The sequence below is a fragment of the Zobellella maritima genome (assembly GCF_003075035.1).
Lineage (GTDB): Bacteria > Pseudomonadota > Gammaproteobacteria > Enterobacterales > Aeromonadaceae > Oceanimonas > Oceanimonas maritima.
The window spans coordinates 264,463-276,528 of the sequence record NZ_QCZE01000002.1 but is presented as its reverse complement, the minus strand read 5'-3'; the positions used below and the strand labels follow the sequence as shown (position 1 = coordinate 276,528).

General features: G+C 59.2%; 16 protein-coding genes. 6 read left to right on the top strand and 10 right to left on the bottom strand.

From position 1 onward, the window contains the following. Nucleotides 1-2 precede the first annotated feature (2 nt). From DCS96_RS13185 to rraA, 4 genes are all read left to right on the top strand, one after another. Nucleotides 3-569, top strand: coding sequence for an SPOR domain-containing protein (locus DCS96_RS13185; protein ID WP_116474858.1), 567 nt, complete (start codon nucleotides 3-5; stop codon nucleotides 567-569). A gap of 81 nt (nucleotides 570-650) precedes the next feature. Beyond that, complete coding sequence (gene hslV / locus DCS96_RS13180; RefSeq protein WP_116474857.1) at nucleotides 651-1,181, top strand: ATP-dependent protease subunit HslV; 531 nt, start codon at nucleotides 651-653, stop codon at nucleotides 1,179-1,181. 75 nt (nucleotides 1,182-1,256) lie between these two features. Continuing rightward, the gene (gene hslU / locus DCS96_RS13175; RefSeq protein WP_116474856.1) at nucleotides 1,257-2,585 is read left to right on the top strand and encodes an HslU--HslV peptidase ATPase subunit; all 1,329 of its coding nucleotides are present in this window, start codon (nucleotides 1,257-1,259) and stop codon (nucleotides 2,583-2,585) included. Between the two features lie 97 nt (nucleotides 2,586-2,682). Continuing rightward, a complete protein-coding gene (rraA, locus tag DCS96_RS13170; RefSeq protein ID WP_116475027.1) occupies nucleotides 2,683-3,168 on the top strand; it encodes a ribonuclease E activity regulator RraA in 486 nt (161 codons plus the stop codon). 61 nt (nucleotides 3,169-3,229) lie between these two features. Here the strand turns inward: rraA and DCS96_RS13165 are convergent, their stop codons facing one another. The 3 genes from DCS96_RS13165 to fieF all read right to left on the bottom strand — a co-directional run bounded on the left by DCS96_RS13165 (nucleotide 3,230) and on the right by fieF (nucleotide 5,312). Continuing rightward, nucleotides 3,230-3,439: a cell division protein ZapB gene (locus DCS96_RS13165; protein WP_116474855.1), complete on the bottom strand. Its 210-nt coding sequence runs from the start codon at nucleotides 3,437-3,439 to the stop codon at nucleotides 3,230-3,232. A gap of 154 nt (nucleotides 3,440-3,593) precedes the next feature. After that, nucleotides 3,594-4,376 carry a serine O-acetyltransferase gene (gene cysE / locus DCS96_RS13160; protein WP_116474854.1) on the bottom strand — a complete coding sequence of 261 codons (783 nt, stop codon included), beginning with the start codon at nucleotides 4,374-4,376 and terminating at the stop codon, nucleotides 3,594-3,596. Between the two features lie 3 nt (nucleotides 4,377-4,379). Then, on the bottom strand, nucleotides 4,380-5,312 hold the full coding sequence (fieF, locus tag DCS96_RS13155) for a cation efflux pump FieF (RefSeq protein WP_116474853.1): 933 nt from the start codon (nucleotides 5,310-5,312) through the stop codon (nucleotides 4,380-4,382). A gap of 119 nt (nucleotides 5,313-5,431) precedes the next feature. Between fieF and trmL the strand changes: the two genes are divergently transcribed. Further along, nucleotides 5,432-5,893 (top strand): tRNA (uridine(34)/cytosine(34)/5-carboxymethylaminomethyluridine(34)-2'-O)-methyltransferase TrmL, encoded by a 462-nt coding sequence (gene trmL, locus DCS96_RS13150; RefSeq protein ID WP_116474852.1) that lies wholly within the window; start codon nucleotides 5,432-5,434, stop codon nucleotides 5,891-5,893. On the opposite strand, the gene dinF is transcribed toward trmL, so the two are convergent. Genes dinF through DCS96_RS13120 form a run of 6 tightly spaced genes read right to left on the bottom strand, consistent with a single transcriptional unit; the run spans nucleotide 5,875 to nucleotide 10,961 of the window. Next, a complete protein-coding gene (dinF, locus tag DCS96_RS13145; RefSeq protein ID WP_116474851.1) occupies nucleotides 5,875-7,230 on the bottom strand; it encodes an MATE family efflux transporter DinF in 1,356 nt (451 codons plus the stop codon). The two genes, trmL and dinF, sit on opposite strands and share 19 nt — an antisense overlap. Nucleotides 7,231-7,274: 44 nt before the next feature. Next, nucleotides 7,275-7,919: an SCO family protein gene (locus DCS96_RS13140; RefSeq protein ID WP_116474850.1), complete on the bottom strand. Its 645-nt coding sequence runs from the start codon at nucleotides 7,917-7,919 to the stop codon at nucleotides 7,275-7,277. After that, nucleotides 7,909-8,808, bottom strand: coding sequence for a heme o synthase (gene cyoE / locus DCS96_RS13135; protein WP_116474849.1), 900 nt, complete (start codon nucleotides 8,806-8,808; stop codon nucleotides 7,909-7,911). Before cyoE ends, DCS96_RS13140 begins: the two co-directional genes overlap by 11 nt. Continuing rightward, complete coding sequence (locus DCS96_RS13130; protein WP_116474848.1) at nucleotides 8,805-9,842, bottom strand: COX15/CtaA family protein; 1,038 nt, start codon at nucleotides 9,840-9,842, stop codon at nucleotides 8,805-8,807. The genes cyoE and DCS96_RS13130 overlap by 4 nt, the downstream gene beginning before the upstream one ends. Nucleotides 9,843-9,850: 8 nt before the next feature. Next, entirely contained in the window at nucleotides 9,851-10,282 is a 432-nt protein-coding gene (locus DCS96_RS13125) for a hypothetical protein (RefSeq protein ID WP_116474847.1), read from the bottom strand. Next, a complete protein-coding gene (locus tag DCS96_RS13120; protein WP_116474846.1) occupies nucleotides 10,272-10,961 on the bottom strand; it encodes an SURF1 family protein in 690 nt (229 codons plus the stop codon). Before DCS96_RS13120 ends, DCS96_RS13125 begins: the two co-directional genes overlap by 11 nt. Before the next feature lie 25 nt (nucleotides 10,962-10,986). On the opposite strand from DCS96_RS13120, the gene DCS96_RS13115 reads away from it, so the two are divergent. Further along, the gene (locus tag DCS96_RS13115) at nucleotides 10,987-11,196 is read left to right on the top strand and encodes a DUF2909 family protein (protein WP_198650076.1); all 210 of its coding nucleotides are present in this window, start codon (nucleotides 10,987-10,989) and stop codon (nucleotides 11,194-11,196) included. On the opposite strand, the gene DCS96_RS13110 is transcribed toward DCS96_RS13115, so the two are convergent. Further along, on the bottom strand, nucleotides 11,193-12,062 hold the full coding sequence (locus tag DCS96_RS13110) for a cytochrome c oxidase subunit 3 (protein ID WP_116474844.1): 870 nt from the start codon (nucleotides 12,060-12,062) through the stop codon (nucleotides 11,193-11,195). The two genes, DCS96_RS13115 and DCS96_RS13110, sit on opposite strands and share 4 nt — an antisense overlap. Between the last annotated feature and the right edge of the window lie 4 nt (nucleotides 12,063-12,066).

Genomic DNA, 12,066 nt, shown 5'->3' with positions numbered 1-12,066 from the left:
ACATGGCCAAGGATTACGTCCGGCGCAGCCAACCCAGATCCAAACGCAACCCCCGCACTACCGGCGGGAGCAAGCGTAAGGCTGCCCCTCAGGGCTCGAAAATGCCCTGGCTGGCCGTAATATTTGCCCTGTTCCTGGCCGCCGGCCTTGGCTACCTGATTTATCTGGTCAAGGGCTCCGCCGAGCGGCCGCCAGCCGATACCGGTCAAACCCAGGCAGTCCCCGCCACCATCGATCCATTGGATCAGAAACCGGTGGAAAAATGGCGCTATATAGAACAGCTTGAAAACAAGGAAATACTGGTCGATGTCCCCGAGGCCAAGGAAAATACCCAGCCTTACCTGATGCAATGCGGCTCCTTCCGCTCACAGAGCCAGGCCGAGCAGCTCAAGGCCCGCATCGCCTTCCAGGGCATGGAATCCCAGGTGCGTCGCTCCGACGGCAGCAACGGTACCTGGTATCGGGTGATCCTGGGTCCCTACCAAAGCAAACGGAAGGCTGAAAAAGACAAGCACCAGCTGCTGAGGGCCAACGTCAATCACTGTGCAATCTGGTTCTGGGAGGGTTGATCTCTCCCCCTCCCGTCCCCATTTCTGTGAGCATGACATTTCTGCCAGTCTGGCTGGCTACACAGTCAAGTGAGGTTCACAGTGACAACGATCGTTTCAGTCCGCCGTAACGGCAAAGTGGTTATCGGTGGCGATGGCCAGGTATCCCTGGGTAATACCGTGATGAAAGGCAACGCCCGCAAGGTACACCGGCTGTTCAACGGCAAGGTACTGGCAGGGTTTGCCGGTGGTACCGCCGATGCCTTTACCCTGCTCGAGCGTTTCGAGGCCAAGCTGCAGGCCCATCAGGGCAACCTGGAGCGCGCCGCCGTGGCCCTGGCCAAGGAATGGCGTACCGACCGCATGCTGCGCCGGCTCGAAGCCCTGCTTGCGGTCGCCGACGACAAGAATTCCTTCATCATTACCGGTAACGGCGATGTGGTACAGCCGGAACAGGATCTGATCGCCATCGGCTCCGGCGGCGCCTTTGCTCAGTCCGCCGCCCGCGCCTTGCTGGAAAATACCGAGCTGGAAGCCCACGACATAGTGCAAAAAGCCCTGACCATCGCCGGCGACATCTGTGTCTACACCAACAGCAACCAGACTATCGAAGAGCTCGACTATAGTCATTAAATCAGCCTGGGAGGACCGCCGCCGGCCATATTAGCGCCATTTCCGCCTCCCCCGCCCGAATACAGGATCCCCAATATGTCTGACATGACCCCGAGAGAAATCGCCCACGAACTGGATCGCCATATCGTCGGCCAGTCCGAGGCCAAGCGTGCCGTGGCCATTGCCCTGCGCAACCGCTGGCGCCGCATGCAGCTGACCCCCGAGCTGCGCCAGGAAGTGACTCCGAAGAACATACTGATGATAGGCCCGACCGGGGTCGGCAAAACCGAAATCGCCCGCCGCCTCGCCAAGCTGGCCAATGCTCCCTTTATCAAGGTGGAAGCAACCAAGTTCACCGAAGTGGGCTATGTCGGCAAGGAAGTTGATTCCATCATCCGCGATTTGACCGACATCGCCATGAAAATGACCCGCGAGCAGCAGATGGAAAAGGTCCGCTTCCGGGCCGAAGAAGCCGCAGAAGAACGGGTGCTGGATGCCCTGCTGCCCAACCCCCGCAACACCTGGGGCGAAGATGAGAAGGCCGACAATAGCAACAGCCGTCAGATCTTCCGCAAGAAGCTGCGTGAGGGCAAGCTGGACGACAAGGAAATAGAGATCAATGTCTCCACCCCACAGATGGGCGTGGAGATCATGGCCCCTCCCGGCATGGAAGAAATGACCAACCAGCTGCAGGGCATGTTCCAGAACCTGTCCGGCAATACCAGCAAGCAACGCAAGATGAAGATCAAGGATGCACTCAAGTTGCTGGTCGAAGAAGAAGCGGCCAAGCTGCTCAACCCGGAAGAACTGAAAGAGCAGGCCATTGCCGCGGTGGAAAACCAGGGTATCGTCTTCATCGACGAAATCGACAAGATCTGCAAGCGCGGTGAAAGTTCGGGTCCGGACGTTTCCCGTGAAGGGGTACAGCGGGATCTGCTGCCGCTGGTCGAGGGCAGTACCATCAACACCAAGCACGGCATGGTGCGTACCGATCATATGCTGTTTATCGCTTCCGGGGCCTTCCAGGTGGCCCGGCCCTCGGACCTGATCCCCGAGCTGCAGGGACGCCTGCCGATCCGGGTGGAACTGAGTTCCCTTACCACTGACGATTTCGAGCGTATCCTCACCGAGCCGAGCGCCTCCCTGACCGAACAGTACAAGGCGCTGCTGGCCACCGAAAATGTCAACATCGAGTTCAGCCAGCCGGGTATCCGTCGCATCGCCGAGGCCGCCTGGCGGGTCAACGAGACCACCGAAAATATCGGTGCCCGCCGGCTGCACACCGTGATGGAGCGGCTGCTGGATGAGCTGTCCTACGAGGCATCCGACAAGTCCGGCGATACCATCACCATCGATGAACACTATGTGGATCGCTATCTGAAAGACCTGGTGGAAGATGAGGATCTGAGTCGCTATATCCTCTGATAACTGCAGATAAAAGGGGCGGTCATATAATTGTGATTGAAAACCGCTCCCGCCCCTTTATACTGGAGTTACCTTGTTTCCAGATGCGACCAACACCATGGAATACAACACTTCAGAACTATGCAATACCTATATGGAAATGGTGGATGTGGTTGAACCCATGTTCTCCAGTTTTGGCGGCCGCAGCTCCTTCGGCGGCATGGTTTCCACCATCAAGTGTTTCGAGGCCAACGGCCTGATCATCGATGTGGTAAAAGAAAACGGCGTCGGGCGGGTACTCCTTATCGATGGCGGCGGCTCCCTGCGTCGTGCGTTGATCGATGCGGAAATCGCCGAAATTGCCGCCGATAATGGCTGGGAAGGCATAGTCTGTTACGGTTGTGTGCGTGAGGTCGACGCCCTGGAAGAGCTGGATATCGGAATCCAGGCACTGGCCTCGATTCCCGTCGGCGCCAGCGACAGCGATGTGGGCGAGCTGGATATACCGGTCAATTTTGGTGGGGTGACCTTCCTGCCGGAAGACCATCTATACGCCGATACCACCGGGGTTATCCTGTCTCCCGAGCCGCTGGATATAGAATAAGCCGGCAGAACCTTCTTCTAAAAAAGCCTGTCTCTGGACAGGCTTTTTGCTAGTGGGCAATTCAGGCGCTTTCTTCAACCTGGTCGATCTTGCCCAGCAATACCCTTAACCGATCCTGCCAGGCGTCGTGATCCTGTTTAAGCTGCTGGTTTTCCTGCGCCAGCTGGCCATTCTGCTCTTTCAATTCATCCAGTTCCATCTGCAGCAAGGAGATGGTATCTACGGCCGCCTGGATTTTGGACTCCAGTTTTTCTAATACTTCAAAAGACATGCGTTACCCCTAATCGATGTTTGACCTTAGTGGCCCTCAATGCCCGAGGATACCTCCAGCTACCCAAGACAACAAGCTCCCGCCACCATGTCGGCCCCAGTTTGTCGCCAATTTCAACGCAGGCCGTCAAATGTGGTCCAGGCAGCAGGTTCGCTCAAATGTCCTGGCTCATATCCAGCGACGGCTTGTCGCAGGTAGGCCGCCCGACGATGCGGGCCGGTACCCCGGCGACCGTGGTGTGCGGCGGTACCGGTTCCAGTACCACACTGCCGGCCCCAATCTTGGCTCCCATACCTACTTCTATATTACCCAGTATCTTGGCCCCGGCCCCGATCATCACACCTTCACGGATCTTGGGATGACGATCGCCGCCTTCCTTACCGGTCCCGCCCAGAGTCACATTCTGCAATATCGACACATCATCTTCGATCACCGCCGTTTCACCCACCACTATACCGGTGGCATGGTCGAACATGATGCCCTTGCCGATACGGGCGGCCGGGTGCACATCAACCCCAAACACCACCGAAATCTGGTTCTGCAGGTAGCTGGCGAGGGAGCGCCGCTCATGACGCCATAGCCAGTTGGCGATGCGATATCCCTGCAGGGCATGAAAGCCCTTGAGATAGAGCAAAGGGGTGGAGTACAGCTCTACCGCCGGATCCCGCTCCTTCACCGCACAGATATCCATGGCCACCGAATCCAGGATGCCGGGTTCTTCGGCCATCGCCACTTCAATCACCTCGCGCAGGCTGATGGCCGGCATCACTGCGCTTTCCAGCTTGTTGGCCAGGATAAAACTCAAAGCGCACTTGAGGTTGTCATGATTGAGGATGGTGGAGTAAAAGAAGCTGCCCAGCATGGGCTCTTCGGTGATCATCCGCTGCGCTTCTTCGCGGATGCGTAACCAGGTGCTGGATTGAATGGCATCGTCCATGGGTTAAACCTTGTCTTCTAAAAATTGATGTTCGCTCATATCCTGGGAATGGGCCTCGCGCGGCAAGACCGAAATGGGATCCATATGAATAATTACATCGGTATCGGGGAACAATGCCCGTACCGCCTTTTCCGCCCGGTCGGCAATACGATGGGCGCGTACCAGGGGCAGCTGGTCGTCCAGCTCCACATGCAGCTGAACAAAGCGGGTCGCCCCCGACTGCCGGGTGCGTAATTCATGCAGGCCCCGCACCCCCTCGACCGCCATGCAGGTCTCAATAATGCGCTTTTGCTCCTCTTCCGGCAACTGTCGATCCAGCAACATTTGCACCGAATCGTAACCGATTTTCAAGGCGCCCTTCAGGATATAACCGCCAATCAGCACCGCAAACAGGCCATCGGCCCAGTGCCAGCCATACCAGGCCAGGGCTATCGCCAGCAACACCCCGACATTGAGCAAAATATCCGAGCGGTAATGCAGCTGATCCGCACGGATCGCCACCGAATTGGTGCGTTTAATCACATAACCCTGAAAACTGATCAGGCCCAGGGTCAGCAGTACGGAGAAGATCATCACCCCAATCCCCATGCCCGCATGCTCAACCTGTTCGGCATTGAGCAACCGGGAGATGCCGTTGATAATCAAAAATGCCGCCGAACCGCTGATAAAGGCCGACTGGGCCAGCCCGGCCAGGGATTCTGCCTTGCCATGTCCGAACTTGTGTTCCTGATCAGGCGGGATCAGCGCATAGCGAATGGCCATCAGGTTGATCAGAGAGGCGCTGATATCAAGCAGAGAGTCGGTCAGAGAGGCCAGCATACTGGCCGAACCGGTATAAAACCAGGCCAACAACTTGGCAATGATCATCAGGCCTGCCGCCACGGCGGCGGCGACAGCCGCCGTGGTGACCAGGCGGGAATAGGACGAGCTGTTCATGACAGGACCGGATTGAGGGTTTCGGCTAGTATACCCTGCCCCTGTCCGAATGTGACCCTCGCATTGACTTGCCGTGACGCCCGGGTATGCTTGTTACCTGCTTAACGAGACCCTGAACCATGCTGCACATCGTCCTCTATCAGCCCGAAATACCGCCCAATACCGGCAATATTATCCGCCTGTGTGCCAATACCGGCTTCCAGCTGCACCTGATCGAGCCGCTGGGCTTTGACTGGGATGACAAACGTCTGCGTCGAGCCGGCCTCGATTACCACGAGTTCGCGCACATCATCCGCCATGCCAGCCTGGATGCCTGTCTGGAAAAGCTGACCGGCCGCGTCTATGCCTGCACCACCAAGGGCACCCGAGCCCACAGCGATGCCCGCTTTGCCGCCGGCGATGTACTGCTGTTCGGGCCGGAAAGTCGTGGCCTGCCCAGCGAGGTGATCACCGCCCTGCCGCCGGAACAACGGCTGCGCATTCCCATGCTGGCCAGCAGCCGTAGCATGAACCTGTCCAATGCGGTGTCGGTTTTTGTCTACGAAAGCTGGCGTCAGTTGGGTTACAGCGGCGCCTGCTGAACCAGAAAGGTGTCCTGTCTGCTCAGCCGCCACAGCGCCCAGCCCAGGCTAAGTCCGCGGGCCAGCATAAAACACAGCAACGCCAGCCAGAGGCCGTGGTTAGCCAGTTCCTGGCTCAGCCACCAGACCGGAAAAAACACCCCCAGGGTCGACAGCAGCATCATGTCACGCATATCCTGACCCCGGGTGGCGCCGATAAAGATACCGTCCAGAATATAGCACCAGCAGGCCGCCAGCGGCATCAACACCAACCAGGGCAGATACAGGGCTGCCTGCGTCCGCACCGCTTCTATGCTGGTAATCATGCCGATCAGCCATTCGCCCCCCAGGGCGAAAACCAGGGTAAACAAAACGGCCACCAGCGCCCCCCAGAACAGGTTGAGGGCACAGGCCAGACGAAACTCATCCCGTCGCCTGCGGCCGATAGCCTTGCCGACCATGGCCTCCACCGCGTAGGCAAAGCCGTCCAGGCCGAAAGAAATAAACATCAGGAAATTCATCAGCACTGCATTGGCGGCCACCACCGCATCACCCAGGCGGGCTCCCTGGAAGGTGACAAAGACAAAACATAACTGCAGACACAAGGCCCGTATAAAAATATCGCGGTTGAGTCCCAATAAATGCAGGAAGGCTCCCCGCTCGAGGGTGCGCTGCCAGAAACCGGCCGCCGGGACGAACTTTTTACGACGCAGGGTCCGCCATACCAGCCAGAGCCCCAGGGCCAAGGCCAGATAATCGGCCAGCACTGTGGCCGCGGCGGCGCCCCGTACCTGCCAGCCCAAGCCCATCACAAACCAGATATCCAGCAGTATGTTGGCGCTGTTGCCGAGGATCAGCAACCACATGGGTGCCTTGGCATTCTGGCTGCCCAGCAACCACCCCAGCAGCACCAGGTTGGCCAGCGCCGCCGGCGCACTCCAGATACGGATGGCCACGTATTGACGGCCGTATAGCTGCACCTGGTCACTGCCGCCGGCCAGCCAGAAGGCCAATTCGATCAGCGGTTGCTGCAACAACAGTACCAATAGCGCCAGGCCCAATGCCAACAGGAGCCCGCGCATCAGCACCTGTACCCAGCGTTCACCATCATGGGCCCCATAGGCCTGGGCGGCCAGCCCGGTGGTGGACATCCGTAAAAAGCCCAGCAGCCAGAAAATAAGGCTGATGATGGTGCTGCCGACGGCCACCCCACCCAGATAATAGGCTTGTTCCAGGTGGCCGATAACCAGGGTGTCCACCAGTCCCAGCAGGGGGACGGTAATGTTCGACAGCACCATGGGCAAGGCCAGGGTAAAGGTATGCCTGTGGGCGGCGGCACTGAAGAAGGCGGAGGTCATGGCTGTTTCACCGGGAATGGAATGCGGGCTGGTTCATGCCCGGGTTACCGCCAACGGTTGACGATACGGGTAAAGTCCTGGACCAGCAGGTCGCTGTTCACCAGCGGAACCTGGCTCTGATCAGTGAAGCTGGGCCGGAAAGAGGCATGCAGTTGTCCATCCGGATTGATCAGCGCAATGGAGGCGGAGTGATCCACCAGATAATCGCTGCCGTCCCGATCATAGATGCCATAGATCAGCCCCAGTTGCTGTACCGCCGGCATCAGCTTGTCATGCTCGGCGGTAGCAGCGATAAACTCGGGATTGAAATAAGCCGTGTAGGCCTTGAGTCGCTCCTGTGTATCCCGCTTGGGGTCGGCTGATACAAACACCAGCCGGGTCTGTGCCGAAGCCTGCTTGAGCTGCCCATACACGGCCGCCATGTCCGCCAGGGTGGTGGGACAGATGTCGGGACAATAGGTATAGCCGACAAAAACCAGGCTCCAGTGCTCCTTGAAATCCTGCTCGGTCAGCGGCTGGCCGTCGGCATCGGTCAGGTCGATGCCATTGAGCTGGCGAGGCGCGGGATACAGTACCACCGCCTCGCTCAGTGTTGCTTGCCGGCTCTGTTGCCAGGCCACACCACTTAACGCCCCCATCACCAGCAGGCCCAGGGCATACCACCAGATTCGCTTCGAACTACCAGGCATAGACTATCCAACGATCCGCGAGTAACAACACAAACAGCCACATCAAATGACTGATGGAAAAGCGGAAACATTGTAATGCAGTTTGCGGGCCGGGTCTAAACTTCAGCCGGCAGGCCCACTGAATAAAGCGCAGGTTCAGAGCCAGGGAGCCCAGCAGATAGATGACGCCGGACATACCCACCACCCAGGGCAGTAGGCATACCAGGGTCAACAACAGGGTATAGAGCAGTACACAGGTCTTGGTAAATTCAATGCCGTGGGTCACCGGCAACATGGGGATATCGGCCTTGGCGTAATCGTCGCGGCGATGGATCGCCAGGGCCCAGAAGTGGGGCGGCGTCCAGGTGAAGATAATCATCACCAGCAGGCAGGCATGGCCGTCGAACTGTCCGGTCACCGCGGTCCAGCCCAGCAAGGGTGGCATCGCGCCCGCCAGACCGCCAATCACGATATTTTGTGGTGTGGCCCGCTTGAGAAACACCGTATAGACCACAGCGTAGCCCAGCAGGGATGCCAGGGTCAGCCAGGCGGTCAGGGCATTGACCCACAACAGCAGGATACCGAGTCCGGCCCCGGACAGGCCGAAGGCAAAGGCCAGGGCCGCGCCTGTATGTACCCGCCCCTGGGCCACGGGCCTGTGATGGGTGCGGGCCATTTTCAGATCGATACGCCTGTCCAGTACATGGTTGATGGCCGCCGCCCCCCCGGCCATCAGGGCGATGCCCAGGGTCGCCGCCAGTACCACCCCGGGGGTGGGCAGCGAGCCGGTCAGAAACATACCCACTACCGCCGTCAACAGGATCAGTGCCACCACCTTGGGCTTGGTGAGGGCGAAATAGTCCCGCCAGGCCAATCCCCGGCTTCTGGATAACAATGCACTTCTTGTCATATCGCCTCCCTTGGGATATCCCCTTTATCATCCTGATGTTGTTGCGATCTCCACCGGTCGTGGCCTGTGGGACACGTCCTGGTACGCCATCCGCGTTCACCAATGCCGACCAGGATCAGTAACAAGCCGGCTGCTCCGCCGTTATGGGCCACCGCTACCGCCAGCGGCAGATGCAACAGCACATTGGCCACCCCCAGGGAAACCTGGAGCAACACGCCCAGCAGCAGGGCCAAGGCCCAACCCTGCAGGCCTGGGCGGCGGCGCAGTTGCCAGGCCAGGGTCAGCAGCAGTATGGTGGTCAGAACGGCCCACAGCCGGTGCGCCGCGTGTATGCTGATACGCTCTGCCTGGCTCAGCACCCCGTATTGATAGTTGTCCGCCGCTACTCCATGGGGATGAAAGGCGCTCCATTGCCACTGGGCCAACCAGTCCCCCTGGCACACGGGCAGCTCGAGACAGGCCATGGCCGCATAGTTGGCTGCGGTCCAGCCGCCCAGGGCTATCTGGATGACCAGGGCGCCCAACCCGGCCAAGTACCAGGGAGCCAACCCGGCGACCCCAACCCTGGCCGGCGTCGGGCCGGTTCGGCAGTACAACAGAAATAGCAGCGACAAGATGGTGAATCCCCCCAGCAGGTGCCCCATCACCACCAGCGGCAGCAGATTAAGGGTGACGGTCAGCATGCCCAGGATAGCCTGCCCTGACACCAGCAGCAGCAGCAACCAGGCCGGGACCCGTTGCGCCCGATACGCCGGTTTCAGGGACAGCAGGGCCATCGCCAGGATCAGCAGGCCCAGGGTGCCGGCCGCGTATCTGTGCACCATTTCATTACGTGCCTTGGCCACTTCCAGCGGGGCATCGGGAAAGCGCTCCGCCGCCAGGCTGTGATCGTCTGCCGAGCTGGGAATATAATGAAAACCGTAACAGCCGGGCCAGTCCGGGCAACCGAGTCCCGCATCGGTCAGGCGGGTGTAGGCGCCCAGCCCCACCACCAGCAGTGCCAACATAAATGCCAGCAGGCAAAGTTGTCGCATCCTGCCTCCTAACCGGCCCGGGATAATTTAAGCAGCCGCCGCAAATCACCGAGCAGGGCCTTGCCAATCTGCAGGGATTGTCCGGGATCGCCAGACAATGGATAGCGCAGGATCAGGGTACCCGGCGGATCGGCGATATATACAAAGCCCGCCTCCAGCTGCTCGCTGGCCGCCAGCTGCACCACCTCGACCCTTTGACTGTCCCGCCCCAGGGCCAGGTCTACCTGCTCCAGTAACTGCCGTCCATTGCCACACAGGGAACAGCTGTCGCTGACGGGCAGCAGCAGCCGCCATTGCCGAGCCTGACCTATGTTGCCTTCGACCCACTCACCCTTGTTGTTCGCCCCCGAGGTGAACCAGCCCATCTGCAGGGTGACATAGGCCAGCCCGACAGGGAGCAGGAAGACCGCTAACAGGGCCCAAACCACCTTATGCTTCATGCCACCTCCGATAAAATATCAGCCCGGCGATCAACACCGCCAACGCCATTGCAAACCACTGGATGGCGTAACCGGTATGTCGCTCCGGGCCCATCACCACCGGCTGCCAGCCGGACTCCAGAACAGTGCCTTCCACCGTTTTCAGGATAAAGGGCAGCACCGGCTCTCCCCAGTGCCGGGCCAGTAACTCGGGTTGCAGGCTTTGTACCCGGGCAGGGAGAGGATCTTGGCGGTGGCTGGCAAGGGAAAGCGGGGGAAGATAGGGGCGCACGATAAAGCCGGTCAGTTCGACACTGTCATCTCCAGGCCATGACACAACCGGCAAGCGACTACGATCGGCGTCGGCCTGTATCCAGCCGATATCGACCGCCAGCAGGCCGGCGGCCGTCTGCAGCGGTCGCACCAGCCGATAGCCGACCCGGCCTTCATCGATCTGATTGTCGAGAAACAGGTCGCCCCCCGCCAGATAGACACCGGATACCCGCAGTCGATGGCCGAAGGGCGCATCCACCGCCAAGGCCTCTCCTAGTCCGAGTTCTATCTGGCTGCGGCTGTCCCACTCCCGCTGTAGCTGACGTTTTTGTTCAGCGCGAGACAGCTGCCATACGCCCATCACTGTCATCAGGGCGATCATGACGACCGTCAACACCAGCAATCCGCGCATCTTGCCTATACTCAAGCCAGACTCCCCCAGGAAAAATTCTATGCTAATCAAGCTACTGATAGTGTTGTTATTAATTTTTATGATTGGCAACCTGCTGCTCGGTCTCAAGGCCCTGGTCTCGGGCCAGGATCCGCGGCTGATGAGCCGCTATATTGGTCGCCGCCTGCTATTTGCCGTCATTATCCTGTTGTTGCTGGTACTGGCCATGGCCGGCGGGCTTATCCAGCCCAACCCCACCCCGGGTGGTTAAAGAATATAAACAAACACAAACAGACACAGCCAGACCACGTCCACGAAGTGCCAGTACCAGCTACTGGCCTGAAAGCCAAAATGATGGGCCGGGGTAAAATGCCCTTTCAAGATCCTCAACCACATGATGAACAACATCAGCGCTCCCAGGGTGACGTGCGCCCCGTGAAAGCCGGTCAGCAGGAAGAAGGTATTGCCGTAAATCCCCGAATCCAGACGCAACCCCAGCTCATGGTAGGCATGGACATATTCCCACAGCTGCAACCCCAGGAAAGTCACCCCCAACAACACAGTCACACCCAGCCACATCTTTAACGGCTGGCGCTGCTCCCTGAGCAAGGCCAGATGAGCCAGGTGGGCCGTCACCGAAGAGCTGAGCAGGATAATGGTGTTGATTAGCGGCAGACCGAACCAGCCCATGGCGGTTGTTTCGATTCCCCCCGGAGTCAAGGTCAGTGGCCAGGTGGCGGTAAAGTCGGGCCACAACACCTCGTTGGTCATGAGGTTATTGCCGGCGCCTCCCAGCCAGGGCACGGAAAGCACCCGGGCGTAAAACAAGGCGCCGAAAAAGGCGCCGAAGAACATCACCTCGGAGAAAATAAACCAGCTCATGCCCTGACGAAAAGAGCGGTCCATCTGCGCACTGTACAGGCCGGAGTGGGATTCCTTGATCACGTTGCCAAACCAGCCAAACAGCATGATGGTCATCACCAGGGTACCGCAGCCGAAGATCACCGGCCCGTAGATACCGGCAATGCCCGCCGACCACATACCGGCTCCCAGGGCCAGCAGGAACAACCCCAGGGCCCCGATGATTGGCCAGGGGCTCTGGGCCGGTACATAATAAGATTCCGTTTTAACCGCCATAACG